The organism is Ruicaihuangia caeni, from assembly GCF_040536845.1.
Taxonomy (GTDB): domain Bacteria; phylum Actinomycetota; class Actinomycetes; order Actinomycetales; family Microbacteriaceae; genus Ruicaihuangia; species Ruicaihuangia caeni.
In genome coordinates this window covers 845,485-871,090 of the sequence record NZ_CP159582.1, presented here as the reverse complement: position 1 = coordinate 871,090, position 25,606 = coordinate 845,485, and the positions used below count along the sequence as shown (strand labels likewise).

Genomic DNA, 25,606 nt, shown 5'->3' with positions numbered 1-25,606 from the left:
GTCGGTCGTGGAGCACGGCTGCGCGGGATGCCGGCGACCGCCGCGCCGCTCGTTCGACCGCAGCAGGCTGCTGTGCTCGGTCTGTCGTGGGCGGGGTGCGGCGGTCAGCGGCCGGCTGTCGGCATTCGGTCGGTGGCGGTCACGGGTCGCCGGTTCCGGCGGTGCCCACCGTGCTCGCCTGCCAGGCGGCGCGTGCCGCCGGACGGGTCGAGGGGCGCCTGCCATTCGGTGACGGCCGTGCGCGACACGACGCGGCCCCGCCGGAACACGATGCGCTCGGCCGGAGCCCGGCCGATGAGGTCGGCGAGCGAGGTGGCACGTACTGCGACGAGATCGGCGTCGGACCCCGGGACGAGATTGACGGGCGGCGCCCCGACCACCGCGCGGGCGGCGTCGGTGATCGCGCTCAGCGCCGTGTGCAATGGGCGGTGGCCCGCGGTGACGAGCAGTGACGCGGTCTCGAGCGGGTCGGCTCTTCCAACCGGGTTGAACGGATCTGCGATGTTGTCGGCGCCCGCCGCGACCGTCACCGCGGCGTCGCCCAGCGAGTCGAGCGCCGTGATCCCGCGCGGGTGCCTCGCGGTGCCCGACACGGCCGCGCGGCCCTGAAGGTAGAGGTTCGACTGCGGAAGGGTCACCACCCCGACGCCGCTTGCGGCCAGTCGGCGTGCGACGTCTCGCTGCACCGCAGGCGTTTGTGATGCGAGGCTCACGATGTGGCCGACGGTGATCGGGTGGTCGAAGCGCTCGGCGAGCTCGGTCACGAGCGGCAGGAGGAACACACCCGGGTCGGTCGTCTCGTCGATGTGCAGATCGAGCGGGAGCCCTGCGTCACGGGCAAGGGCCGCAACGCGCGCCAGCGCGGCGGGCGGGTCGACGTCGAGACTGGGAGCGCCGCCGACGCCGTCGACGCCGAGTTCGATCGCGCCATGCAGCGCGCGCGTGTGGGCGACGGCATCCGACCCGCTCGTCGGAAGGGCATGGCCCGCGATGACCTGCAGTTCGACGAGCCCGCTGAACTGCTCGCGCAGGGCGAGCAACGCACGCACTGCCGCGAGGCCGGTGTCGGCTGCCGTATCGACGTGAGTGCGCAGCACTGTGACCCCGCTCGCGAGCGCTCGCCGCAGCGTCGACTCCGCTCGACGGTAGACGTCGTCTTCGGTGAGCAGCGGACGCTCTCGCAGCCAGGCGGCGATCGCACCATCGAGATCTCCGGTGGGGTTCGGAGCCCGATCGATGGTGAGCGTCTTATCGAGGTGGGTGTGCGGTTCGACGAAGGAGGGCAGCACGATGAAGCCGCTCAGATCGTGCAGTTCGGTGCCGTCGAGCCGCTCGGCAGCATCGTCGATCGCCGTGCGCGAGTGCGACAACGAGCCCGGCGCGCCCACCTCGTCGATGACCCCGTCGACGACGCCGATGTCGATCGCTTCGCCATCGATCGTGCGCGCCCCCAGCAGGAGCGCGCGGCCGGGTGCGCTCATTGCGACGTCCTCGCCGACTCGTGCCATGAGCCGATCAGCAGCCGGGTGATGAGACCGAAGCCCCAGAACACCAGCAGCCCGAAGGCAGAGGTGATGAAGACGCCGGCGAAGAGCTGTTCAGGCATGAGCCGCTGCGTGTAGCCGTCGAGCAGACGGCCGATGCCGGCCTGCCCCTGCCTGAAGAAGAAGTCGCCGACGATCGCGCCAGTGACCGACATGCCGGCCGAGGTGCGCCAGCCCGTCGTCATCGCGGGGAGCGCCCCGGGGAGCAGCAGCTTCGTGACGGTGTGCCAGCGCCCGGCGCGGCGAAGCCTGAACAGGTCGCGGTGATTGCGTTCGGCCGATTGCAGGCCGAAGAGCGTGCTGGTGATGATCGGGAACAGCGCGATGAGCACGCAGACGAGCACTCGGCTGCCGAACCCGTAACCGAACCAGAACCCGATGAGGGGCACGAGCGCGAGCACGGGAATGGTCTGGAGCACGACCGCCCAGGGGTAGATCGACTGCTCCACCCAGACCGCCTGACTCATCACCAGCGCGAGCACGGTGCCGATCACTATCGACAGCACGAGGCCGACGAGCGCGACCTGCGCGGTCGCGAGCAGCCCGTCGATGATCTCACCGCGGTTCCGGGGGTCGAGCAGCCCGACCGCGACCACCTGCCCCGGCGGTGGCAGCAGGAAGCGCTTGTGCTGTTCGAGCCCATACGTGCTGAACAGCCACCAGAGCGTCACGACCGCTGCGAAGACGATGAACGGCGCCGCGATGCGCCGAACGCGCTTCGCGGGAGCGTCGGCGGTTCGCCTCCCGCGGCTCAGCGGCGCGCTCATGAGTGCGCTCGCAAGGCTTCGGAGACCTCGGAGGCGACCCGGGAGAAGGCGGCGTCGAAGCGCAGGGCGGGCGAACGGTCGTGGTCGAACGGAACCTCGAGCTCGGCGACGATCCTGCCGGGTCTGGCCGACATGACGAGCACACGCGTGCTCAAGTACACGGCCTCCGCGATCGAGTGCGTGACGAAGAGCCCGGCGAAGCGTTCACGCGCGAAGATGCCGAGGAGCTCGTCGTTGAGCCGTTCACGGCTGATCTCATCGAGTGCGCCGAACGGTTCGTCGAACAGGAACACCCCCGGGCGGAGCGTGAGGGCCCGCGCGATCGATACCCGCATCCGCATGCCGCCCGAGAGAGCGAGGGGCCGGTGCTGTTCGAACCCGGCGAGCCCGGTCAACGCGATCGCGTCGGCGGCGAGCGCCCGCCGGGTCGCGCGGTCGATGCCTTCGAGTTCGGCCAGCAGTTCGACATTGCGCTGCACCGTGCGCCAGGGCAGCAGGCTCGCGTCTTGGAAGATGTAGCCGACTTCGCCGTTGACCTCGACGCTCCCGCTCGACACGGTGTCGAGCCCTGAGGCGAGCCGGAGCAACGTTGACTTTCCGCAGCCCGAGGGCCCCACGAGGGAGACGAACTCGCCCGGTGCGACGGCGAAGCTCGTGGACGACAGCGCTTCCGTGCCGCCTCGATACGTCTTCGCTGCCTTTCGGAAGCGAATGCCCTCTGCGGTGGGCTCTTCGAACGGCTGCACATGTGCCGGACGGCCCGGCTGCACGCTGTGGTCGGCCGAGGCGTGCGCGGCCGACGTCGGCGCGATGCGCTCCTCGCGCTGCGTGTCGATGACCGGCATGCTGCTTCCCCCTCTGCGTCGTTCGTCGCCCTGAAATGCCGTTGCGCTCCACCCGCCGCGACGCCCCGTCAGGGCGGGGCGTCGCGGCGGCGAGTGTTGCGCGGTGCGCTCTGGCCGACTTCGGAACGGTGTCGTGGCGGCAACGGTAGACGCGACGGGCGGCGCTGCCGCGCCAGGTTTCGCCATGTGACCGCGTGTGCCGTCGTATGACGTTCTGCTTCGCTGGATGACGCGATGTCGTGGCGCGATCGCGCCGGAGTCCCTACGCTCGTGTGGTTCGGCGGAAGCGCTTCAGAAGCCCCCACCACGTGACGCGGAGCATCGCTTCGACGACGATCGCCGAGCTCATCTTCGACCGGCCCTGCGTGCGCTCGATGAACGTGATGGGCACCTCGTCGATGCCGATGCCGGCGTCCTGCGCCCTGCGTGCCAGGTCGACCTGGAAGCAGTAGCCGCGCGACACGACACGATCGAGGGGCAGGCGGCGCAGGGCATCAGCGCGCCAGACACGGTAACCCGCCGTGGTGTCGCGCACCGGCAGGCCGAGCATCGCCCGCGCATAGCTGTTGCCGGCACGGCTCAGCCACTCGCGGTGCCTCGGCCAATGAGCGATCGTGCCGCCGGCCACCCAACGCGATCCGATGACGAGCCCCGGCGTGTCGACCGCCTGAGCGGGGGCTGCGGTGTGGTGCCCGGCTGCGGGTAGCGCATCGTCGAGGCCCGCTCCTCCGGTCGAACCTGTCTCGCTCGCCTCGGTCGCGGCGACAGGCCCTAACCGCTCGAGCATCGCAGGCAGAGCGGATGCCGGATGCGAGCCGTCGGCATCCATCTGCACGATCACGTCGTAGCCGCGGTCGAGGGCCCACGCGAAGCCGTCCAGGTAGGCGCCGCCGAGCCCTGTCTTGCTCGATCGGTGCAGCACGTGCACTCGCGGATCGTGCTCGGCCAGCGCATCGGCGAGCGCGCCGGTTCCATCGGGGCTGGAGTCGTCGACGACCAGCACATCGGCGTCCGGCTGCTGTTGCAGCAGCAGGGCGATCACGCGCTCGAGGCTGTCCGCCTCGTTGTACGTCGGCGTGATCACGAGCAGGCGCGCGCCGACTGAAGCCACCGGCACATTGTGCCAGCCCTCGCGCTATTCCGCCCGTGCAGGGAGTCCGTCGCAAGGCGCCGCCGCGATGGACTCGCACCGCGTTAGCCTGGGCGCATGCAGTTCTCCCGGTCGAGGCAGCGATTCCCGCAGCTGCGCGTCGTCGACTCGTCACCCTCGACGAACGACGAGCTGCGCGGTTCGGAAGCGCCCGACTTCAGCATCGTGGTCACCGATCACCAGACCGCGGGCCGCGGCCGCCTCGGCCGCAGCTGGATCTCGCCCGCGGGACAGACGCTCGCGGTCTCAGTGCTGCTCCGCCCGCGCGACGGTGCAGGCCGGCCGGTCGCCCTCGATCACATCGGCTGGCTGCCGCTGTTGGCCGGTCTCGCGATGGCCGAAGCGGTCGAGGCGACGCTGCAAGCGCACGGATCGGCAGCTCGCGTCGGGCTGAAGTGGCCGAACGACGTGCAGATCGCCGGGCTGAAGGCGAGCGGCATCCTTTCGGAGCTCGACCGCGATGCCGTCGTCGTCGGTGCCGGCCTGAATGTCGCCATTCCCGCGGAATCGTTGCCCACGCCTGTCTCGACATCGCTCGCGCTTCACCTGGGCCGCGCAACGGGCAGCGGTGCGGGCCGCGTCAGCTCTGCGGCATCCAGCGACGCAGCCCCCAGTGCGTTCGGACCCAGCACTGCGGAACTCTGCGACATCGCGCTCCTCGCCTTCCTCGAGCGATTCGAGGAGCTGTACCGGCGGTACTGCGCCCACGGTGGCGACGCGGATGCCGCCGGCCTGCGCGCCGAGGTCACCGAAGCCTGCACGACGGTCGGCGAGCCAGTGCTCGTGCACCTTCCCGGTGACCAGCGCCTGCGGGGCACGGCCGAGGGCATCGACCACTCGGGTCGGCTGCTGGTGCGCGCCGAGGACGGTGTCGAGCACGCTGTCGCCGCCGGTGACATCACGCACCTGCGGTATGAATGAGGGCATGTCGCAGCAGCCCGTGACCCGAGAGCCGGAGGTCGTCATCGCCCGGCTCAGGCCGCACGCGCGGGCGATGTTCTGGCCGACCATCGCACTGATCGCGATCTGCGCCGCAACCGGATACTTCATCGGGAAGTTCCCGGAGCCGTGGTCGCCGTGGATCGTGCTGGCCGGCGCGGCCCTGCTGGCCGTCCTGCTCTGGGTGCTGCCGTACTTCGCGTGGCTCGCCAGGTACTACACCATCACGACGCGCAGGATCGTGCTGCGCAGCGGGTTCCTGGTACGAGTGCGCCAAGAACTCCTTCACAGCCGCGGCTATGACGTGACCGTGAGGAAGAACGGCCTGCAGACGCTGTTCCGCACCGGAGACGTGCTGATCAACACAGGGCTCGAGCATGCGACCGTGTTGCGCGATGTGCCCGACGCCGACCTCGTGCAGGCCGCGCTGCACGATCTGATGGAGCAAGGGCAGACGATGATGGCCGGGATCCGTCAGCGCGAGCAGGCTCGGCCCCATGACGAGACGACCGTCTGGGGCAGTCGATAGGTCGTCGGGCCGCGCTGCGCAAGCCGGCAACCGCGACGCCCTATCGTGAACGCTCTGCGTCGCCTGCGTGTCGCTTCGGCGAAAAGGGGTGACGCGGGCGCTTCGCCGCCGCTAGTGTGCAGACGTGCGGATCTCGGTCATCGGCTGTGGATACCTGGGGGCCGTCCACGCCGCCAGCATGGCGAAACTGGGCCACGACGTCGTCGGCATCGACGTCGATCCGGCGCGGGTCGAGACCCTCGCCCGAGGAATCGCGCCCTTCTTCGAGCCAGGGCTGAGCGAGCTGCTCGTCGAAGCCCGGGACCGCTTGCGCTTCAGCGTCGATATGGGCGCGGTGCGGGATGCCGACCTGCACTTCATCGCGGTCGGGACGCCCCAGCAACCCGATAGCAACGCGGCAGACCTCCGCTATGTCGAAGCCGCGATCGACGGCCTGCTTCCGCACCTCAGCGCCGGTGACCTGGTCGTGGGCAAATCGACCGTTCCCGTCGGCACCGCCGCGCGTCTCGCCGAACGCGTCGCAACGACTGGCGCAAGGCTCGCGTGGAACCCCGAGTTCCTGCGCGAAGGGTTCGCCATCAACGACACGCTGAGCCCCGATCGCCTCGTGTACGGCATCGCCCCCGGTGATGAAGCGGCGGTCACAGTGCTCGACGAGGTCTATGCGGGCGCGATCAAGGGCGGCACCCCCCGCATCGTCACCGACTACGCCACCGCTGAACTCGTCAAGGTCGCCGCGAACGCATTTCTCGCCACCAAGATCTCATTCATCAACGCCATGGCAGAGATCGCCGAGGCGACTGGCGCCGACGTGACTCAACTCGCGGATGCGATCGGTCACGACCCCCGCATCGGCCGCCGCTTCCTGAACGCGGGGCTCGGGTTCGGAGGGGGATGCCTGCCCAAAGACATCCGCGGCTTCATGGCCCGCGCCGAAGAGCTCGGCGTCGACCAGGCGCTCAGCTTCTTGAGCGAGGTCGACGCCATCAACCTCAGGCGCCGCAGCCGGATGGTCGACCTGACGCGCGAGTCGGTCGGAGGGTCGCTCGAGGGCAAGAACATCGCGGTCTTCGGCCTCGCCTTCAAGCCCGACTCCGATGACGTGCGCGACTCTCCCGCGCTCGACGTCGCCATGCACCTGCTCGACGAGGGCGCGCACGTCGTCGCCACCGACCCCAAGGCGATCGAGACTGCCCGATCGAAGTGCCCCGGGCTCGACTATGCGCCGGATGCCGCGACCGCCGCCCGCGACGCAGACGCGATCGTCGTGGTCACCGAGTGGGCGCAGTACAAGACGCTCGACCCGCACGGCCTTGCACCGCTGGTCGCGGCGAGAGTGATCATCGACGGCCGCAATTGCCTCGACCCCGCGGTCTGGCGGGCCGCCGGATGGCACTATCGCGCCCTCGGGCGCCCCTAGGCAGTGCGCGCATCCTCCGACTTCCACTTCTCTCCGGTGTCCGCGCCAGTCCCTCGAGTGCGCGCCACGAGGAAGTGGCGCGCTCACGAGCAATTGGCGCGGATGCTGTTGGCGGCGTCGCCAGTGGGCATGAAGTGAAGCGTGCCTAGGGCAGAATGGATCGGGCCGCGATCCGAGCGAACGCCGCCCGAGACCACAACCCCACAATCCAGCGGGAGCGACATGACCTTGAAAGTCGGCGTGATCGGTGGCGGGCAGCTCGCGCGCATGATGATCCCCGCGGCCATCAACCTCGGCCTCGACATCCGCGTGCTCGCCGAGACTGAGGGCATGTCGGCGGCGCTCGCAGCATCGGAGGTCGGCGACTACCGCGACCTCGACACCGTGCTCGCCTTCGCCGAGACGGTCGACGTGGTCACCTTCGATCACGAGCACGTGCCGCAGCCGGTGCTGCGCGCCCTCGTGGAGCGCGGCGTCGAGGTGCACCCGGGTCCCGACGCCCTGCAGTACGCGCAGGACAAGATCGACATGCGCGCGCGGCTCACCGAACTGGGGCTGCCGGTTCCCGCGTGGGCCGCGGTCGAGACTGAAGACGAGTTGCAGCAGTTCATCGACGCGCACGGCGGCGCAGCCGTCGTGAAGACCGCGCGTGGCGGGTACGACGGCAAGGGCGTGCGCGTCGTGCGCGCGGCTCACGAGGCGACCGACTGGTTCACCGCCCTCGCCGAAGATGCTCGAGGCGGGGCACTGCTCGCCGAGGAGCTCGTCGATTTCAGCCGCGAGCTCGCGCAGCTCGTGGCCCGCCGCCCGAGCGGCGACATCGCCGCGTGGCCGGTGGTCGAGACCCTGCAGCGCGACGGCGTGTGCGTCGAGGTCATCGCCCCGGCCCCGGCATCCGCACCCGCCGCCGATGAGCACACAGATGCCGGCGCCTCCACGGTCGAGGCGAATGGGACCGCCGCGGCACGGCACGGCCGCCACCTCGCGTCACCCGCATCGGCCGACCTCGTCGAACGCGCCGAGCAGCTCGGCCGCGCGATCGCCGAGGGCCTCGGTGTCACGGGGGTGCTCGCGGTCGAGATCTTCGAGGCGAGCGACGGGCGCCTGCTGGTGAACGAACTGGCGATGCGCCCGCACAACTCGGGGCACTTCTCCATCGACGGCTCCACCACGAGCCAGTTCGAGCAGCACCTGCGTGCGGTGCTCGACCTGCCGCTCGGAGACACCTCGCCGTTCGCTCCGTGGAGCGTCATGGTGAACATCCTCGGCGGCCCGCAAGACGGCCCGCTCGACAGCCGGTACGGCGCGGCGCTCGCAGCCGAGCCGACCGCGAAGATCCATAACTACGGCAAAGACCCGCGACCCGGGCGCAAAGTCGGGCACGTCACGGTCACGGGCGATCGCCTCGACGACGTGCTCCAGCGGGCGCGCGCCGCCGCCGCTCACTTCGCCTGAGGTGCCTACCATGGACCACGTGTCGCAACCGTCGCAGCCGCAATCGCAGCAGGCCCAGCACCACCTCTCGCACGAGCCGGAGCACCTTCCCGTGCAGCCTGGACCGCACCACACTCCCGCGGGCGAGCCAAACGTCGGCGGCCCGCTGGTCGCGATCATCATGGGCTCCGACTCCGACTGGCCGGTGATGCAGCAGGCCTCGGCAGTGCTCGCTGAGTTCGGCATCGCCCACGAGGTCGAGGTCGTCTCGGCGCACCGCACGCCCCGCAAGATGATCGAGTTCGGCGCTCGAGCAGCCGACCGCGGCATCCGTGTCATCATCGCGGGCGCCGGGGGAGCGGCTCATCTCCCTGGAATGGTCGCCTCGGTCACGACGCTGCCGGTCATCGGAGTGCCCGTGCCGCTCGCGAAGCTCGACGGCCTCGACTCGCTGCTCTCGATCGTGCAGATGCCGGCAGGCATCCCGGTCGCGACCGTTTCGATCGGCGGCGCGCGCAACGCCGGACTGCTCGCGGCTCGCATGCTGGGAACGACGGATGCCGCCCTGCAGCAGCGCCTGGCGAACTACGCCGCCGAGCTCGAGCACTTGGTGGCCGAGAAGAACGCGGCGCTGCAGCAGACGCTGACCGGCTCGCCGGCCGCCTCTGCTCAGGCTGTCACCACTGCTCAGCCTGTCACCACCGCTCAGCCCACCACCGCCACCGAGCGCGCACAGGACCAGTGACCCGCGGACAGTGACCCCGCACACCACGCACGCCCCACCGGCAGCGACGCCGTTCGACGGTGCCGCGACCTTCGGCACGCCGCTTCGTCAGCCCGATACCGGTTCGCCCCGCATCATGACCGGACGCGCGTGGTGGCTGGTCGTCCTCAACCTCGTGATCCCCGGCTCGGCGCAGGTGCTCGCCGGCAACCGTCGGCTCGGGCGCTTCGGCCTGGGCGCCACGCTCCTGCTGTGGACCCTCCTCGTCATTGCGCTGGTGCTGTGGTTCGCCGCTCGCGCATTCCTGCTCACGATGGCGACGAACATCATCGTGCTCTGGGCCGTGCAGTTGCTCGCGCTCGCCTACGCAGTGCTCTGGCTGGTGCTGACGGTCGACGCGCTCAGGCTCGCGCGCATCGTGCGCGCCGCACCGGGTGCCCGACCGCTGATCGCCGGCTTCACTGTGCTCTCACTGCTGGCCACTGTGGGCGGTGCGGCGTACCTCGGGTACCTCACCGGCGTCGGCCGTGACGCGATCGCCAGCCTCTTCGGTGACGGTCACATCGCCGAGCCCGTCGACGGCCGCTACAACATCATGCTGCTCGGCGGTGACGCTGGACCCGACCGGCTTGGGCTGCGGCCCGACAGCATCTCACTCGTGAGCGTCGACGCCGAGACCGGTGCGAGCACCCTGATCGGCATCCCACGCAACCTCTACAACGCACCGTTCTCCGACGATTCACCCCTGTGGGGCCCGTTCCCGACGGGGTACGACTGCGGCGACGACTGCCTCATCAGCTACCTGTACATGTACGGCGAGGAGCACCCCGACCTGTACCCCGACGCTGCTGAACGCGGAAGCACGGCCGGGGTCGAAGCCATGCGCGACGCGGTCGAAGGGGTCACCGGGCTCACGGTGCAGTACGCCGTGCTCATCGACATGCAGGGTTTCGCGCAATTGGTCGACGCGCTCGGCGGGGTCACCATCGACGTCGCCACTCCGCTGCAGTTGGGCGTGAACGGGCAGCCTCCTATCGGCGTGATCGAGGCCGGGCGGCAGCACATGGACGGTGCCACCGCGCTCTGGTACGCGCGCAGCCGTTACAACACCACCGACTTCGACCGCATGGAGCGGCAGCGGCAGGTGCAGGAGGCGATCCTCGCGCAGGCCGACCCCGCAAACGTGCTCAGCAAGTTCCAGGCGGTCGCGTCAGCGGGCGTGCAGGTGGTGAAGACCGATATTCCCCAGCCCATGCTGGGTCGCTTCGTCGAACTGGCGCAGAAGTCACGCGAGCAACCGGTGACAGAGCTCGACCTCGTGCCGCCGACGATCGACAATGTGATGCCCGACTTCGACGTCGCGCACTCGCTCGTGGCGGATGCCGTGGCGCCTCGCGAGCAGGAGCAGTAGCCGCCGCGGCGGGTCGACCGGCGCTGCGCGAACTGCGCTTCGTCCCGACTCGCTGCGCTTCGCCTCGCGGCCGCGCGTCAGCGCGCGATGAGCTGCGGAATGAGCTCGCCGAGGAACTCCGCGGTGTCTTCCCAGCCGCTCACCTCGTGGCAGCGCACCCCCATCGCCTTGACGGGGTAGTCGTTGCCGTCGGGGTCGAGCCGGTCACCCACGAAGAGCATCTCGTCGAGCGGGATGCCGGTCACGTCTGAGAGCCGCTGCATCCCGTAGGCCTTGTCGATGCCCTTGCGCGTGATGTCGACCGAGGTCGATCCGCCCGAGCGCACTTCCAGGTCGGGGAGCAGTTCGGCGACTGCGGCGCGCAGGGCATTCTTCTTCTCGCCCGTCGGGTCCCACGCGGCCTTCGCGTCGACGGGAGCGGACTGGCCGAGCGCGGAGAACGTGATCTGCGAGCCGCGGTCCTCGAGAATCGGACCCCACGTCTCGGTCTCCCAGTAGCCGAGCCGGCGAGCCTCTTCCTCGACCGCGTCGAGTGCTCGCTGCTTCTCGTCGTCGGTGAGGTGCTCGGCGTAGACCGCCGACCAGCCGTACTCGCCGTGCCTGAAGTACTGGGTGCCGCAGGTGGGCATCAGGTGCAGTCGTGCGAGCGCCTCGTCGTCGAGCTGCGGCAGCCGATCGACCACCTGCTTGCGGAACTGCTCGAACTGCCCGCCGGAGATCACGCAGACCTCGGTGGTCTGCAGCAGTTCACCCAGGCGGTGGGCGATCTCGTCGGGCAGCGGCGACTTCGATGGCGCGAGCGTGTCGTCGAGATCGAAGGCGATCAGTTCGAATGGCATGGCGTTCAATGGTACCCGGGGCGCCCTCAGAACCGGCGATGAGTCGGGCCTGGCGGGGGAGTGAACGGAGGATGCCGCGGCCCAGAAGCGACCAGGCCAGAAGCGACCAGCCCCAGAAGCGCCGTGCTAGAGGTCGGCGTGAAGCTGCCACACCTTCTCGGCCGAGTCGCGCCAGCTGAATGCCCTGGCGCGGTCGGAAGCGAGCACCGAGAGGCGTGCCGCGAGCTCTCCGTCGCTGAGCGCTTCGCCGATCGCGATGGCGAGGCGCTCGGGGTAGTTGCGGCGGTCGTCGCGAGCAACCGCGAGGCCGGCGCCCGCCGCCACCTCCAGGTGCGCCGGGGCATCCGAGTACACCGAGACAGCGCCGAACGAGAGCGCCTCCATGAGCGGCAGGCCGATGCCGTCGTCGACCGTCGGCGCTACGTAGACCGTCGCCCGGTCGAGCGCGACGGCGAGTTCCTGGTCGGTCAGCCTGCCGTAGACGCGCACGCGCGACGAGTCGAGGCCAAGCGATGCGGTGTGCTGCTCGATCGCCTCACGCGCGGCATCCGAGGCGCCGGTGATGACCAGCGGAACGTCAGGAGCCGCACCGGTCGCCATCGACGTGATGAGATCGCCGAGTCCGCGCGCCAGATTGAGGCTGCCCGTCGTCAGCAGGTATCGCTCGGGCAGGTCGAGCGCCGCCGCGCGCGCGTCGGCGTCGATGGGCACTCGCAGCTTCGAGCTGACGGCCGCGCTGATCACCCGCACCCGTTCACCCACGTCGACGAAGTGCGACAGCTGCTCGGCAGTGCTGTGCGTGGGCACCACGATCGCGTCGGCGTGCTTGGCCGCGCGCTTGATCATGGCCCGCTGCCACGCGACCTCGGCGGTCGACATCGTGGCCGGGTTGGTGAAGGCGGCGGCGCTGTGGATCGTCACCGCAGATTGCCGGCCGCGCGCCTCGAGCCGGTCGCTCGCCTGCAGCGGGGCGAGCAGGCTCGTCGAGTGCAGCATGCCGCTGAGCCCGCCGGTGTCTGCAAGCAGGCGGCGAGCGCCGTTCGGCACCAGCTGCTCGAACTTGCCGCCCGCGACCCACAGTGTCTGGAGCGCGCGTCGGCTCATGCGCAACCGCACGAGCGATTCGAGACCGGGCAGCACCTTCTCGATCGCCTTGATCTCGGAGTCGTGGGCGGCCGACACGATGCCCACCACACCGCATCCGGCCGGGGCGGTCTCGATCAGGGCCCGTGCGAGCTCTTCCGAGTACCTGCCGATGCTTCCGGGCAGGCGCATGTCGTCGAGCACGACGCGCAGCGTGATCATGATGCGACCCTCATTGCGCGGTGCTGTCTCCCGATGAGATGGCTCCGGTCGAGACGGCTTCGAAGAGGGCTTCGCGCCAGTCTCGCATCGGGGGCACGCCCGCCCGCGCCCAGCCGTCATGCCCGAGCACCGAGTACGCGGGTCTCGGGGCCGGACGCACGAAGCTCGCCGAATCCGTCGGCTCGACTCGCGCCGGGTCCAGCCCGGCCTCCCCGAAGACGGCGCGAGCGAACTCGTACCAGCTCGCCTGCCCGCTGTTGGTGCCGTGGTAGACCGCGGCGGGCGCGTCGGCGTCGATGAGGGCCACGAGCTGCTTCGCGAGATCCATGGTCCAGGTGGGCTGGCCGACCTGGTCGGTCACGACCGAGACGGTGGGGCGGGATGCCGCCAGCTTCAGCATCGTTGCGGGGAAGTTGCCGCCGTGCTCGCCGTACAGCCACGCGGTGCGCACGATGAAGGCGCCCGCCGGGTGCGCCTCGAGCGCGAGACGCTCGCCCTCGGCCTTGGTACGGCCGTACGCGCTCACGGGATTGCGCGGGGTGTCTTCGGCATAGGGAGTGGACGCGGTGCCGTCGAACACGTAGTCGGTCGACACCTGCAGGAGGCGAGCCCCAGCCTCTGCCGCGACGATCGCCAGGTGCCGGGCGCCGGTCGCGTTCACCGCGTATGCGCGATCCTCGTCGGCCTCGGCGTCGTCGACCCTCGTGTACGCCGCAGCGTTGATGATGGCGTCACCCGAGCCGATACCGGTCTCGCGCACCGCGGCCCGCACGGAGGCGAGATCGGTGACGTCGAGCTCTGCGCGGCCGAGGCCCACGGCATCCCGGCCCTCGAGCACCGTCATGAGGTCGTGCCCGAGCATGCCGCCCGCGCCCGCGACCAGAATCCGCGTCATGGCTACTGGCCCTGCGCCTGGTAGCGCGCCTCGGTGGCCGACTTCTGCGGCATCCACCACGCCTCGTTGGCGCGGTACCACGCGATGGTGTCGGCAAGGCCCGCCTCGAAGTCGGCGAACGCCGGTCGCCATCCCAGCTCATCGCGCAGCTTGCTCGGGTCGATCGCGTAGCGCAGGTCGTGCCCCGGTCGGTCGTTCACATGGTCGTAGGCGTCGGCCGGCTGCCCCATCTCGCGCAGGATCAGCTCGACGACCTGCTTGTTGTTGCGCTCGCCGTCGGCGCCGATCAGGTACGTCTCGCCGAGGCGCCCCTTCTCGAGCACGGTGAGCACCGCCGAGCTGTGGTCGTTCGCGTGGATCCAGTCGCGCACGTTCTCGCCCGTGCCGTAGAGCTTCGGACGCTCGCCCAGCAGCACATTGGTGATCTGTCGCGGAATGAACTTCTCCACGTGCTGGTACGGCCCGTAGTTGTTCGAGCAGTTCGAGAGCGTGGCCTTCACGCCGAACGATCGCACCCAGGCGCGCACGAGCAGGTCGCTGCCCGCCTTGGTCGACGAGTACGGGCTCGACGGGTTGTATGGCGTCGTCTCGGTGAAGCGCTGCGGGTCGTCGAGCTCGAGGTCGCCGTAGACCTCGTCGGTCGAGATGTGATGCAGCCGGATGTCGTGGCGACGCGCGGCTTCGAGGAGCGTATAGGTGCCGACGATGTTCGTGTCGAGGAACGGCCTCGGGTCGTCGAGCGAGTTGTCGTTGTGGCTCTCCGCCGCGTAGTGCACGACCGCGTCGTGCCTCGCGAACAGTTCGTCGACGAGCGCGGCGTCGCAGATGTCGCCCTTCACGAACTGGAACCGGTTGTCGGGCAGACCCTCGAGCGAGGCGAGGTTGCCGGCGTAGGTGAGCTTGTCGAGCACGGTCACCGTGTGGTCGGAGTGCTCGATGAGGTAGTGGACGAAGTTCGAGCCGATGAACCCGGCACCGCCGGTGACAAGGATCTTCACGAATGCTGCTCCTGCTCGTTCGGCCGTCGCGCGCGAGCCGAGGAGGCCGGTTCGCGCGGTCGCGGTCGATGCGATGAACGGATGCCGCAGGCATCCCACCGGCGACCGCCCGAGTCTACCGAGGCCGCCTCCGTGATCGCCTGAGCGAGAGCGTCTCACTGCGCCGCTGACTACACTCGCCCTCGTGCAGATTCGCGAGCTGAGCATCCCCGATTCCTACGAGATCACGCCGAAGCAGTTCGCCGATGACCGCGGCGTCTTCCTCGAGTGGTACCGCTTCGACCGGCTCGAAGAGGCGGTGGGGCACTCGCTCGACCTGCGCCAGGCGAATACGAGCGTGTCGAAGCGCGGGGTGGTGCGCGGCATCCACTTCGCCGATATCCCGCCCAGCCAGGCGAAGTACGTGACGGCCACCCACGGTGCTGTGCTCGACTTCGTGATCGACATCCGCGTGGGCTCGCCGACGTTCGGTCAGTGGGACTCCGTGCTGCTCGACGACCAGGACCGCCGTGCGATCTACATCGCCGAGGGTCTCGGGCACTGCTTCGTCGCGCTCACCGACGATGCCACCGTGAGCTACCTCGTCACCGACGTGTACAACGCGCCCCGCGAGCACGGCATCAACCCGCTCGACCCCGAGGTGGCGCTGGTGTTCCCGGATGCCGCGGGCGAGCCGCTGCTGTCACCCAAAGACACCGAGGCCCCGTCGCTGGCGGAGGCCGCGGCATCCGGCCTGCTCCCCACCTGGGACGCCGCGCGCGCCTTCTACGCGGAGCTCAACGCGCGCTGACGTTCGCCCCGTATTCGTGCGTCGACTCTGGCGCCACCGCGCCAGACCCCCAGCTCTCGCGAGGGTTTGCTGCATCCGCGCGCGTTGCAACCCAGCGGTCTGCAGCGAACCCTCGCACCAACGCGCGCGACCGCGGTCGAGCGGCAGGTGACGCGCCAGCAGATGCCGAGACGCAGGTGACCGGCCGAGCGAGGGGCGCCTCAGTCAGCAGCGGCCGCCCGAGCCCGCCGCTTCGCGAGCTGCGAGCGCACCCACAGCCCCACGCGCAAGGCGGCGCGCACGGGCCACAGCGCCGCACCCGGGTAGCGTCGTGCCAGGAAGCGCGCTGCGCTGCGGTGATGCGCGTCGATCATCGCGGCCGACTCGCCGCTCGTCGAATGAGCGCCGGTGTGCAGCACGCGCGCCTGCGGCGCATACACATTCCGATACCCCGCCTTGCCGATCCGGTACCCCAGATCCACGTCTTCGAAGTACATGAAGTAGCCGTCGTCGAAGCCGCCGATCGAGTCGAACACCGACCGCCGCACGAGCACGCAGGCGCCCGAGAGCCATCCGGCATCCCGCTGCGCGCCATCGGCGTCGGGCGCGTCGAGATAGGCACGGCTCCATCTGTTGCCGGGCCACACGTTCACGAAGAGTGCATGGCCGACCCCATTCCGCAGTGACGGGATGCGCCTCGCAGACGGGTAGATCGTGCCGTCCTCGTTCAGGATCGCCGGGCCCACCGCACCGATCGAGGGATCGGTGTCGCCGACTTCGACCAGTGCGTCGATCGCTCCCGGCTCCAGCAGCACATCCGGGTTGCTGATGAGCACCCACTCGACGCTCCCGGGCAGCTCGGTCACGGCACGATTGATCGCACCGCCGTACCCGGGATTCGCGGGGATCGACAGATACCGAGCACCGGATGCCACGGCCAGCTGCTCGGTGGCGTTCACGTGCGCGGGGCTCGGTGCCGTCGCGGCGACGACACCACCCCGTCCGTCGCTCCAGGTCGGCCGGTTGTCGGCGATGACGACTTCCACCGGCTTCGCGGTGGCCGCCTGAACAGTGGGGAGAAAACGGGCCAGTTCCTCTTCCGACCGGTATCCGACGGTGATCACGCCGAGGCGCGGAGGCGGGGTCGAGGAGGAAGCGGTCATGGGCGGCTCTCATCCTACTGTCGGCGTCTGCGCCCCGGACTGGGGCCGCGGCGGATGCTGCTGACCGCTGCGACTGTGGCAGGGGTCCAGCCGGCGCTCGGTACGCTATTGAGGGTCTGCGGCCAGAACCCGGCCGACCACCGAACGAGGCCCGATGTCTTACCTGCGAACAGTGCTCGATTCACGCGAGCTGCTGATGTACCTCACCCTCCGTGAGGTGAAGGGCAAGTACAAGCGCACCCTGCTCGGCCAGCTCTGGTCGCTCGCGAATCCGCTCGCGATGATGGTCGTCTACACCTTCATCTTCGCTTTCATCTTCCGAGTTCAGCCCGACCCGGGCGATCCGAGCGGGCTCAATGTCTTCGCCCTCTGGTTGCTCTGCGGGCTGTTGCCCTGGCTGTTCTTCGCCAAGGTGGTGAGCGGCGGCGTCGACTCGCTGGTGAGCAACGCTGGGCTCATTCAGAAGGTGTACTTCCCGCGCGTCGTGCTGCCGCTGTCGCTGGTGACGGCATCCGGGTACAACTGGCTCTTCGAGATGGCCGTGCTCGTCATCGCCCTGATGATCGTCGGCGCCTGGGTGCTGCCGTGGTTGCCTCTCGTGCTGCTGATGATGCTGCTGCTCGCCGTCTTCGCGGCCGGCGTCTCACTGCTCGTCGCCGTGGCGAATGTGTACTTCCGCGACACCGAGCACCTGCTGAGCATCGTGCTGCAGCTCTGGATGTACCTGACGCCGATCATCTACCCGCTCTCGCTCGTCCGGAACCTCTCCAACGATGTCGGCGGCCTGCTCGGGACTCCGATCACCCTGCTCGACATCTTCCGGCTGAACCCCATGGAGCGGTTCGTGGCCGTGTTCCGGCAACTGCTCTACGACAACCGCTGGCCCGATCTCGGTGACCTCACCTTCTGCATCGTGAGCGCTCTGCTCGCGCTCGCGCTGGGTTTCTGGGTGTTCGCACGCAAGGAGAAGGGATTCGCCGAAGCGCTATGAACGCCGTCGAGATCGATCAGGTCAGCAAGAGCTTCCGGCTGTACCACGAGCGCAATCAGACGCTGAAGTCAGCGATCATGCGCCGGCGCCGTTCGGTGCACGAAGACTTCTGGGCGTTGAAGGACGTGAGCTTCGACGTGCCGGAGGGCTCGACGTTCGCGTTGATCGGCAGCAACGGCTCCGGCAAGTCCACGCTGCTGAAGTGCCTCGCGAAGATCTACTGGCCCACCTCTGGCAGCATCCGCTACAACGGGCGCATGGCCGCAATGCTCGAGGTCGGCTCAGGCTTCCACCACGAACTCTCCGGTCGCGAGAACATCTACCTCAATGGCTCGATCCTCGGGATGTCGAAGAAGGAGATCGACCGCAAGTACGACCAGATCGTCGACTTCTCAGGAGTCGAGCAGTTCATCGACCAGCCGGTGAAGAACTACTCGTCGGGCATGTACGTGCGTCTGGGCTTCTCGATCGCGATCAGCGTCGAACCCGACATCCTGGTGGTCGACGAGGTGTTGGCCGTCGGCGATGCCGAGTTCCAGGAGAAGTGCCTGCAGAAGTTCCGCGACTTCCGCGAGGCGGGGCGCACCGTCATCCTGGTGAGCCACTCCATGGAAGCCGTGCGCGACATGTGCGACCACGCCGCCTGGCTCAACAAGGGCCACTTGATGACGGTGGGCGACGTCGATTCGACGATCGAGGCGTACCTCGGCGGCAAGGGCGCGCACGGCGCCGCTTGAAAATCCCCTGACTAGACTGTGCCGAGCGTTGGGCCAGCAGCCGACATGCTGCCCGCAGGGGGGTGGAATCCGCCGGCGGCCACGCAGACTCGATCACTGAACGGGGGAAGATGCGCGGGATCATTCTGGCCGGCGGCTCCGGCACCCGGCTGTGGCCCATCACCAAGGGCATTTCGAAGCAGCTCATGCCGATCTATGACAAGCCGATGGTGTACTACCCCTTGTCGACCCTGATGATGGCGGGGATCAACGAGATCCTGATCATCACCACCCCGGAGTACAACGAGCAGTTCCGCGCCCTCTTCGGCGACGGTTCTCATCTCGGCATCCGCATCGAGTACGCGGAGCAGCCGTCTCCCGACGGTCTCGCCCAGGCGTTCATCATCGGTGAGGAGTTCATCGGCGACGACAGCGTGGCGCTCGTGCTCGGCGACAACATCTTCCACGGGGTCGGACTGGGCTCGAACCTGCGCAAGCACACCGACATCGATGGTGCGCTCATCTTCGCCTATCACGTGTCGAACCCCACGGCGTATGGCGTGGTCGAGTTCGACGATGAGATGCGTGCGCTCTCGATCGAGGAGAAGCCGCAGCGCCCCAAGAGCAACTACGCGGTGCCCGGCCTGTACTTCTACGACAACCAGGTGATCGAGATCGCGAAGTCGATCACGCCGAGCGCCCGCGGCGAGCTCGAGATCTCCGATGTGAACCAGCGCTACCTCGAGGCGGGCAAGCTCAAGGTGCAGGTGCTCGACCGAGGCGTGGCCTGGCTCGACACCGGCACGTTCGAGTCGATGATGCAGGCCGGCGAGTACGTGAGGGTCATCGAGGACCGGCAGGGCTTCAAGGTCGGCTGCATCGAGGAGATCGCCTGGCGTGCAGGCTGGATCGACGACGCGCAGCTCGAGAAGCTGGCCGAACCGCTGCTCAAGAGCGGCTACGGGCAGTACATCACCACGCTGCTGAGGCGCGAGCGGTGACGGTCGCCTCCGCTACGTCGTCGGAGGCGACTCGCAAGACCGTCAGTATCGGCCAGGCGCTCAACGGCTCGAACAACTCGCTGGGGCTGCTCCGTCTCGTCATGGCCGCACTGGTCATCGTCGACCACGCGTTCCCACTCGGAGGATTCGAGGGAGACCTCTTCCGACGATTCACCCAGGGGCAGGTGTCACTCGGAGGCCTCGCCGTCGCCGGGTTCTTCGCGATCAGCGGCTACTTGATCACCAAGAGCGGCATGTCGGGCGACGTCGTGCAGTTCATGTGGCGCCGCTCGCTCCGGATCTTCCCCGCCTACTGGCTCGTGCTGCTGGTGACCGCCTTCATCGCTGCGCCGATCGTGTGGGTCTCGAACGGTGACAACCTCGCCGATCTGTCGGTGGCCGCGTTGCTGGCCTATCTCGCTGCCAACTGGACTCTGAACATCGGTTCATTCGGCATCGGCGACCTGCTGGCGGGCACCACGCCCTACGGGGAGCTCACCGGCGGAAGCGTCTTCAACGGCTCGATCTGGACCCTGATCTACGAGTGGAACTGCTACCTGCTCGTCGCCGTGCTCGTCGCGTTCGGATTGATGCGATGGGTACGGGTCGTCGCGCCCGCGCTCGCCGTCGGCTTCCTCATCCTGGTCGTCGCGGCGGCGGTCGACGCGCAGGCGATCGCGACGCTGCTACCGCTGCTCGCCGACCCGTACTCGCGCACCCTCGGCTTCACGTTCCTTGTCGGGGCCGTGCTGGCCGCCTACTCCCGAGAGGTGCCCTTCGACGACAGGCTCGGCATCCTGGCCGGCAGCGTGCTCATCGGATCGTTGCGGCTCGGCGGCTTCTCGACGATCGGCACGATCGCCGGTGCATACTTCGTGCTCTACCTCGCCGCGAGGCTGCCGCGGGCGCTCCAGCGCGTCGGCAAGGTGAACGACTACTCGTACGGCGTGTACATCTACGGGTTCGTCGTGCAGCAACTCCTGGCGCACTTCGGCGCGCAACGGTTCGGTCTTGTTCCCTATATCGGTCTCGCACTCGTGCTCTCACTCGGCTGCGCCTGGGTGAGCTGGCACCTCGTGGAGAAGCGCGCCATGCGTGCGAAGTCTTGGGGACCGGGCCGAGGAGCGCGGTACTGGCTCGACAGGATGCCGCGCCGCAGCAAGCAGCCCGAGCTCGGCGACCGGGAGCGGGGAGCCGCCGCTCTGCACGGCGCAGTCGGCAACAGCCCCATCGACAGCGCCGTCATCGATGACGCCCTCATCGACGCTGCTCGCATCGCCTCCGACCTGGCCGACCCCGTGGAAGCGGCGCTCACACCTCCGGTGCTGACCGAAGAACCGCCGCATTCGCCCGTCGATGCTCCCGCGGTTTCCGCACGACCCTCTGCGCCTCCGACCAGTTTGGCCGCGGCTCCGGTGCTCGCAGGCGCGACCGATGACACCGCGGTCAGCCTGCCTGAGGAATCGGACGAGACCACGCAGCTCACCAAGCCCTGACCAGCACTCAGGAACAGAATCGCCCACCCTGTCACAATGTGGGAGTGACGGTGACCGACTCGACCGGCCCGGCTGATCAGCCGCGGAGCCTGGTGATCCAGCAAGTCCTCTACCGAAACGACGCCGACGGGCTCATCCGAGCCGCCGAGGCCCTGGCGAACAGCGTGAAGTGGGCGCGCGAAGACGGCGTCATCGGCGATTGGACGTTGGCACTCGGCGATTGCTCGCCGCAACCTGCACTGACCGATTCCCAGGCCGACGGCATCCGGTCTCATGTCGAGCAAGCGGGCGGCACGCTCACGGTCGAGTTCTTCGATGAGAACCTCGGCCACGGGGGCGGTCACAACCGACTGGCGAAGTCGACGACAGGAGACCTGCTGCTCGTGCTCAACCCCGACTCGATGCTCGGCGCCGACAGCGTCGGCGCGCTCGCGCGCACCGTGGCGGGCGACATCGCGCTCGCGGACGGTCGGCAGATCCCGTTCGAGCACCCCAAGGAGTACGACCCGAGAAGCTTCGACACCTCATGGGCCTCCGGGGCGTGCTCGATGCTGCAGCGCCAGGCGTTCGACCAGGTGGGCGGCTTCGATCACGAGACGTTCTTCATGTACTGCGATGACGTCGACCTCTCGTGGCGCCTGCGGCTCGCCGGGCATCGCGTGGTTCACGAGCCCGCCGCTCGGGTCTTCCATGACAAGCGCCTGTCCACCGCGGGCGACATGCAGGCGAGCGACACCGAGCACTACTACTCGGCAGAGGCAGCAGTGCTCCTTCCGTTCAAATACTCGCGTCCCGATATCGCGCGATCGATCCTCAAGCAGTTCGAGGCCGAGGGCTCAGACGTCGCGCGTCGCGTGGTCGCCGAGATCGCACGGCGCGAGCGCGAGGGCGCGATGCCGGCGCCGCTCGATCCCGAGCACCGCGTCGCCACCTTCGTCGACGGTAATTACTCGACGAACCGATTCTGACGATCTCGAGGGAAGCAGCCGAAATGACAGACTCCACCGTCATCGACACCCCCGTCGACCCGCCCGAATCCAACTTCGTCGCGATGCTCGATCTGATGATCGCGCGCGAGCACGTCGATCCCGAGTTCGCCCGACGTCTCCGGGCTGTCCGCGAATACATCGGGGCGCCGGACGAATCGTCGCCGTTCCTCACGGTTGTCGTGCGGACGCAGGGAAAGCGCCTGGAATCCCTGAAGGACGCGCTTCTCTGCCTCTCAGCGCAGACCGATCAGGACTTCGAGGTCGTGCTCGTCGCGCACAACGCGCTGCCGGAGGGACTCGAGGGAGTCGGGAGCATCCTGGAGCGCCAGCCGAATGGGTTCCGCGAACGGGTGCGCCTCATCGAAGTGTCCGGGGGCACTCGCTCGCGCCCGCTCAATGTGGGTGTCGAAGCCGCGAACGGCCGGTACCTCGCGTTCTACGACGATGACGATCTGCTCTTCGCGCACTGGGTCGAAGAGTTCCACACCGCGGCGCGCACGCATGAAGGCCGCCTGATGCGATCGACCGTCGCGAACCAGTCGGTGGAGCCGGAGGTGTGGTCAGGCGGTCAGGCCGGGTTCAGGTCTACCTCATGGCCGAAAGCCGAGCATGCCCAGCACTTCGACCAGTTGAAGCACATGCTCGTGAATCACTCGCCGTTCATGACGTTCGCCTTCCCTGCCACGTTGTTCACCCGGTACGGCATGCGCTTCGATGAGGATCTCGAAGTCGCCGAGGACTGGGACATGGTGCTGCGCGGGTCGTTGACCGCCGGTGTCACCGAGATCGCATCCCTCACCGCTACCTACCGGCGCTGGAGCGGCGGCGAGTCGTCGTATACCGCCCACACCCGCGAGCGCTGGCTCGCATCCGAGCAGCTCGTGATCGACAAGATCGAGCACGCCGTCTTCATGCTGCCGCCGGGTTCGATGAAGGCGATCCGCGAGATCGTGCTGTTCAACGAGGCTCTGGAGGGCTTCCGCTTCCTCTTCGCGGGGAACCAGTTGCGCCGGTCGGTGCGCTGGATGTGGCGCATCGTCGGCCCGGCTGTGCACTACGCGGCCACGGCACGGAATAGACTGCGCCGGATGCTGGGAAGGACAAGACGGCGTGGCTGACAGCGGGGTCGATTCACCGCTCGTATCCGTAGTACTGGTCAATTTCCGCGGCGCCGACGACACCATCGAGGCTGTGCGTCACCTCGCCGAGGTCGACTGGCCCGCGAGCAGCCTCGAGATCGTCGTGGTCGAGAACGGCTCAGGCGATGACAGCGCCGCACGCCTCCGCACCGAATTGCCCGGTGTGACGCTGGTCGAGTCGCCCGACAACCTCGGCTTCGCCGGCGGCTGCAACCTCGGGGTGAAGGCCAGCCGGGGCGAGTTCGTGGCGTTCCTCAACAGCGATGCCAAACCCGGCCCGAAGTGGGTGTCGGCTGCGGTCGAGGCCTTCAGAGCGGATGCCGGCATCGCCGCCGTCGCGAGCCGCGTGCTCGATTGGAACGGCGAGACCGTCGACTACGTCGGTTCGGCGCTGACCTGGTTCGGCAAGGGGTACAAGCCGTTCGTGGGCGACGCGGCATCCGGTGTCGGGCTCGATGCCAAAGACGTCCTGTTCGGCACTGGTTCCGCGATGTTCGTGCGACGTGACGCCTATCTCGAGCTCGGCGGGTTCGACGAACGCTTCTTCATGTTCTACGAAGACGTCGACTTCGGTTGGCGTCTGAACCTGAGCGGCCGCCGCTTCCGCTACGAGCCCTCGTCGATCGCGTACCACCGGCACCACGCCGCGGCCGACAAGTTCGGCAGTCACAGGGAGCGCTACTTCCTGGAGCGCAACGCGTTGTTCGCGCTCTACAAGAACCTCGAGCAGCAGACGCTCGACGCGATCCTGCCCGCAGCGCTGTCGCTGGCGATCCGCCGCTCGGTCGCCGAAGCGGGACTCGACTCGACGTCGTACGACTACCGAAGTGCCGCGCATGACGAGCGGGAGCGGCAGGAACCGGTATCCCGAGAGGTCGTCGCGACCGTCTACGCGATCGACCAGTTCGTCGAGCAATTGCCTGGACTGACGCGCGACCGCGATGCGATTCAAGCGTCACGGCGCATCTCGGACCGAGCCATCTGGTCGCTCTTCGGTCGCGTCGACGCCGTCGCCGCCGATGACAAGTCGTATCTGGGGGGGTATCGCAGCCTCGTCGACGCATTCCCGGTGCTCGAGCCCGCGCCGCAGCGCAGGGTGCTGATCATCACCGGCGACCCGATCGGCGTGAAGATGGCAGGCCCGGCGATCCGCGCCTGGAACATGGCCGCCGCCCTCGCTGAGCACGGGCATGCCGTGACCCTGGTCACGCTCGCCCGACTTGAAACAGGCGTCTCCGCCCCGTTCGAGCTCAAGCATGTTCGCGCGGGTGACAACAGGGCGTTCGAGCCGCTCGAGCAGTGGGCCGACATCGTGGTCTTCCAGGGTCACGCGATGGCCGCGTTCGACGCACTGCAGCACACCTCGAAGATCGTCGTGGCCGACATCTACGACCCCATGCACCTGGAACAGCTCGAGCAGGGCAGGGAGCTGCCGGCGGCCACCTGGGACAAGCAGGTCGCTGACGCGACCCGGGTGATGAATCAGCAATTGGCGAAGGCAGACTTCTTCCTCTGCGCCTCCGACCGCCAGCGGCTCTTCTACCTGGGGCAGCTCTCGGCGCTCGGCCGGATCAACCCAGCGAACTACCATGACGATCCCGACCTCGAGCGGCTGATCGCGCTTGCCCCTTTCGGGCTCGACAGCACGGCGCCTCGGCACGAGCGACAGGTGCTCAAGGGTGTGCTGCCCGGCATCGGCGAGCACGACAAGGTGCTGCTGTGGGGCGGTGGGCTGTACAACTGGTTCGATCCGAAGTCACTGATTCGCGCGGTGGCCGCCCTCGCCGAGCGCCGGGATGGGGTCCGCCTCTTCTTCCAGGGCACCAAGCATCCGCATCCGGGGGTTCCCGAGATGGCGATCGTGCGGGAGTCCCGCGCGCTCGCCGCAGAGCTCGGAGTGCTCGATCGCGCCGTGTTCTTCAACGACTCGTGGGTCGAGTTCGCCGACAGGCAGAACTACCTGACCGAAGCGGATGCCGGTGTCAGCACCCACTTCGCGCATGTCGAGACCACGTTCTCGTTCCGCACCCGCATCCTCGACTACCTGTGGGCGGAACTCCCCATGGTGGTCACCGACGGCGATTCGTTCGCAGACCTCGTGCGCAGTGAGGAACTCGGCGTCGTGGTGCCCGCTGACGATGTCGGCTCGCTCACCGAGGCCTTGGAACGCATCCTCTTCGATGACGAACTGATCGCCCGCAGCCGCGAGAACATCCGTCGAGTGCGTGAGCGCTTCTTCTGGAGCAACACCCTCGAGCCGCTCGTGCGGTTCGTCGCCGATCCGCGGCGCGCGCCCGATCTCGTCGAGCAGCGGATGGCCGCAGGAGAGGCACCGACCGAGCGCCGCCGCACCAAGAAGGCCTACGGGCTCGCTCACAATGTCTCGCTGGCGATGCACCACTTGCGGCACGGGGGGCCGAGGGTCGTCGTCCGCAAGGTGGTGGCTCGGCTCCGGTCGCGATGACCGACCGCTCGACGGCTCGGCTGCAAGGGCTCGAGAGCCTCGGTGCACAGCGGCCCCAGCGAGCGCTGCCGATAGGAT

22 protein-coding genes and 1 pseudogene are annotated in these 25,606 nt (G+C 68.4%); 14 read left to right on the top strand and 9 right to left on the bottom strand.

The window, feature by feature from the left end:
* Nucleotides 1-104: 104 nt before the first annotated feature.
* From ABV606_RS03955 to ABV606_RS03940, 4 genes are all read right to left on the bottom strand, one after another.
* Nucleotides 105-1,481 carry an amidohydrolase family protein gene (locus ABV606_RS03955; protein WP_353988441.1) on the bottom strand — a complete coding sequence of 459 codons (1,377 nt, stop codon included), beginning with the start codon at nt 1,479-1,481 and terminating at the stop codon, nt 105-107.
* Nucleotides 1,478-2,311: an ABC transporter permease gene (locus ABV606_RS03950; RefSeq protein ID WP_353988440.1), complete on the bottom strand. Its 834-nt coding sequence runs from the start codon at nt 2,309-2,311 to the stop codon at nt 1,478-1,480. The genes ABV606_RS03955 and ABV606_RS03950 overlap by 4 nt, the downstream gene beginning before the upstream one ends.
* Complete coding sequence (locus tag ABV606_RS03945) at nt 2,308-3,156, bottom strand: ABC transporter ATP-binding protein (protein WP_353988439.1); 849 nt, start codon at nt 3,154-3,156, stop codon at nt 2,308-2,310. The genes ABV606_RS03950 and ABV606_RS03945 overlap by 4 nt, the downstream gene beginning before the upstream one ends.
* 262 nt (nt 3,157-3,418) lie before the next feature.
* Nucleotides 3,419-4,267, bottom strand: coding sequence for a polyprenol monophosphomannose synthase (locus tag ABV606_RS03940; RefSeq protein ID WP_353988438.1), 849 nt, complete (start codon nt 4,265-4,267; stop codon nt 3,419-3,421).
* A gap of 96 nt (nt 4,268-4,363) precedes the next feature.
* On the opposite strand from ABV606_RS03940, the gene ABV606_RS03935 reads away from it, so the two are divergent.
* From ABV606_RS03935 to ABV606_RS03910, 6 genes and pseudogenes are all read left to right on the top strand, one after another.
* A complete protein-coding gene (locus ABV606_RS03935; protein WP_353988437.1) occupies nt 4,364-5,227 on the top strand; it encodes a biotin--[acetyl-CoA-carboxylase] ligase in 864 nt (287 codons plus the stop codon).
* Nucleotides 5,228-5,231: 4 nt separating this feature from the next.
* Nucleotides 5,232-5,774, top strand: coding sequence for a PH domain-containing protein (locus tag ABV606_RS03930; protein WP_353988436.1), 543 nt, complete (start codon nt 5,232-5,234; stop codon nt 5,772-5,774).
* Nucleotides 5,775-5,898: 124 nt separating this feature from the next.
* The gene (locus ABV606_RS03925) at nt 5,899-7,194 is read left to right on the top strand and encodes a UDP-glucose dehydrogenase family protein (protein ID WP_353988435.1); all 1,296 of its coding nucleotides are present in this window, start codon (nt 5,899-5,901) and stop codon (nt 7,192-7,194) included.
* A gap of 222 nt (nt 7,195-7,416) precedes the next feature.
* A complete protein-coding gene (locus ABV606_RS03920; protein ID WP_353988434.1) occupies nt 7,417-8,649 on the top strand; it encodes a 5-(carboxyamino)imidazole ribonucleotide synthase in 1,233 nt (410 codons plus the stop codon).
* A gap of 160 nt (nt 8,650-8,809) precedes the next feature.
* Nucleotides 8,810-9,274 (top strand): annotated as a pseudogene (purE, locus tag ABV606_RS03915) (5-(carboxyamino)imidazole ribonucleotide mutase); the annotation flags it as partial.
* Nucleotides 9,275-9,383: 109 nt separating this feature from the next.
* Nucleotides 9,384-10,763 (top strand): LCP family protein, encoded by a 1,380-nt coding sequence (locus ABV606_RS03910; RefSeq protein WP_353988433.1) that lies wholly within the window; start codon nt 9,384-9,386, stop codon nt 10,761-10,763.
* A 77-nt stretch (nt 10,764-10,840) separates the two neighbouring features.
* On the opposite strand, the gene ABV606_RS03905 is transcribed toward ABV606_RS03910, so the two are convergent.
* The 4 genes from ABV606_RS03905 to rfbB all read right to left on the bottom strand — a co-directional run bounded on the left by ABV606_RS03905 (nt 10,841) and on the right by rfbB (nt 14,800).
* Nucleotides 10,841-11,602: an HAD-IIB family hydrolase gene (locus ABV606_RS03905; RefSeq protein WP_281489174.1), complete on the bottom strand. Its 762-nt coding sequence runs from the start codon at nt 11,600-11,602 to the stop codon at nt 10,841-10,843.
* Nucleotides 11,603-11,728: 126 nt separating this feature from the next.
* Entirely contained in the window at nt 11,729-12,907 is a 1,179-nt protein-coding gene (locus ABV606_RS03900; protein WP_353988432.1) for a glycosyltransferase family 4 protein, read from the bottom strand.
* A 10-nt stretch (nt 12,908-12,917) separates the two neighbouring features.
* Nucleotides 12,918-13,802 (bottom strand): dTDP-4-dehydrorhamnose reductase, encoded by an 885-nt coding sequence (gene rfbD, locus ABV606_RS03895; RefSeq protein WP_353988431.1) that lies wholly within the window; start codon nt 13,800-13,802, stop codon nt 12,918-12,920.
* A 2-nt stretch (nt 13,803-13,804) separates the two neighbouring features.
* Complete coding sequence (gene rfbB / locus ABV606_RS03890; protein WP_353988430.1) at nt 13,805-14,800, bottom strand: dTDP-glucose 4,6-dehydratase; 996 nt, start codon at nt 14,798-14,800, stop codon at nt 13,805-13,807.
* A gap of 184 nt (nt 14,801-14,984) precedes the next feature.
* On the opposite strand from rfbB, the gene ABV606_RS03885 reads away from it, so the two are divergent.
* A complete protein-coding gene (locus ABV606_RS03885; RefSeq protein WP_353988429.1) occupies nt 14,985-15,590 on the top strand; it encodes a dTDP-4-dehydrorhamnose 3,5-epimerase family protein in 606 nt (201 codons plus the stop codon).
* Between the two features lie 200 nt (nt 15,591-15,790).
* On the opposite strand, the gene ABV606_RS03880 is transcribed toward ABV606_RS03885, so the two are convergent.
* A complete protein-coding gene (locus ABV606_RS03880; protein WP_353988428.1) occupies nt 15,791-16,732 on the bottom strand; it encodes a glycosyltransferase family 2 protein in 942 nt (313 codons plus the stop codon).
* Between the two features lie 154 nt (nt 16,733-16,886).
* Here ABV606_RS03880 and ABV606_RS03875 point away from each other — a divergent pair, with 154 nt between their 5' ends.
* From ABV606_RS03875 to ABV606_RS03845, 7 genes are all read left to right on the top strand, one after another.
* A complete protein-coding gene (locus ABV606_RS03875) occupies nt 16,887-17,723 on the top strand; it encodes an ABC transporter permease (RefSeq protein ID WP_281489180.1) in 837 nt (278 codons plus the stop codon).
* The gene (locus ABV606_RS03870) at nt 17,720-18,460 is read left to right on the top strand and encodes an ABC transporter ATP-binding protein (protein WP_353988427.1); all 741 of its coding nucleotides are present in this window, start codon (nt 17,720-17,722) and stop codon (nt 18,458-18,460) included. The genes ABV606_RS03875 and ABV606_RS03870 overlap by 4 nt, the downstream gene beginning before the upstream one ends.
* Before the next feature lie 110 nt (nt 18,461-18,570).
* Nucleotides 18,571-19,440 (top strand): glucose-1-phosphate thymidylyltransferase RfbA, encoded by an 870-nt coding sequence (gene rfbA, locus ABV606_RS03865; RefSeq protein ID WP_353988426.1) that lies wholly within the window; start codon nt 18,571-18,573, stop codon nt 19,438-19,440.
* A complete protein-coding gene (locus ABV606_RS03860; RefSeq protein ID WP_353988425.1) occupies nt 19,437-20,936 on the top strand; it encodes an acyltransferase family protein in 1,500 nt (499 codons plus the stop codon). The genes rfbA and ABV606_RS03860 overlap by 4 nt, the downstream gene beginning before the upstream one ends.
* A gap of 44 nt (nt 20,937-20,980) precedes the next feature.
* Nucleotides 20,981-21,904, top strand: coding sequence for a hypothetical protein (locus ABV606_RS03855; protein ID WP_353988424.1), 924 nt, complete (start codon nt 20,981-20,983; stop codon nt 21,902-21,904).
* Nucleotides 21,905-21,927: 23 nt separating this feature from the next.
* A complete protein-coding gene (locus ABV606_RS03850) occupies nt 21,928-23,043 on the top strand; it encodes a glycosyltransferase family 2 protein (protein ID WP_353988423.1) in 1,116 nt (371 codons plus the stop codon).
* A complete protein-coding gene (locus ABV606_RS03845) occupies nt 23,036-25,528 on the top strand; it encodes a glycosyltransferase (protein WP_353988422.1) in 2,493 nt (830 codons plus the stop codon). Before ABV606_RS03850 ends, ABV606_RS03845 begins: the two co-directional genes overlap by 8 nt.
* Nucleotides 25,529-25,606: the final 78 nt, after the last annotated feature.

Coding starts and splice junctions, on each gene's coding strand:
- ABV606_RS03880 (WP_353988428.1), bottom strand. CDS start 16,732: ATGACCGCTTCCTCCTCGACCCCGCCTCCGCGCCTCGGCGTGATCACC.
- ABV606_RS03870 (WP_353988427.1), top strand. CDS start 17,720: ATGAACGCCGTCGAGATCGATCAGGTCAGCAAGAGCTTCCGGCTGTAC.
- ABV606_RS03905 (WP_281489174.1), bottom strand. CDS start 11,602: ATGCCATTCGAACTGATCGCCTTCGATCTCGACGACACGCTCGCGCCA.
- rfbA (WP_353988426.1), top strand. CDS start 18,571: ATGCGCGGGATCATTCTGGCCGGCGGCTCCGGCACCCGGCTGTGGCCC.
- ABV606_RS03945 (WP_353988439.1), bottom strand. CDS start 3,156: ATGCCGGTCATCGACACGCAGCGCGAGGAGCGCATCGCGCCGACGTCG.
- ABV606_RS03875 (WP_281489180.1), top strand. CDS start 16,887: ATGTCTTACCTGCGAACAGTGCTCGATTCACGCGAGCTGCTGATGTAC.
- ABV606_RS03850 (WP_353988423.1), top strand. CDS start 21,928: ATGACAGACTCCACCGTCATCGACACCCCCGTCGACCCGCCCGAATCC.
- ABV606_RS03920 (WP_353988434.1), top strand. CDS start 7,417: ATGACCTTGAAAGTCGGCGTGATCGGTGGCGGGCAGCTCGCGCGCATG.
- ABV606_RS03930 (WP_353988436.1), top strand. CDS start 5,232: ATGTCGCAGCAGCCCGTGACCCGAGAGCCGGAGGTCGTCATCGCCCGG.
- ABV606_RS03935 (WP_353988437.1), top strand. CDS start 4,364: ATGCAGTTCTCCCGGTCGAGGCAGCGATTCCCGCAGCTGCGCGTCGTC.
- ABV606_RS03900 (WP_353988432.1), bottom strand. CDS start 12,907: ATGATCACGCTGCGCGTCGTGCTCGACGACATGCGCCTGCCCGGAAGC.
- rfbD (WP_353988431.1), bottom strand. CDS start 13,802: ATGACGCGGATTCTGGTCGCGGGCGCGGGCGGCATGCTCGGGCACGAC.
- ABV606_RS03955 (WP_353988441.1), bottom strand. CDS start 1,481: ATGAGCGCACCCGGCCGCGCGCTCCTGCTGGGGGCGCGCACGATCGAT.
- ABV606_RS03950 (WP_353988440.1), bottom strand. CDS start 2,311: ATGAGCGCGCCGCTGAGCCGCGGGAGGCGAACCGCCGACGCTCCCGCG.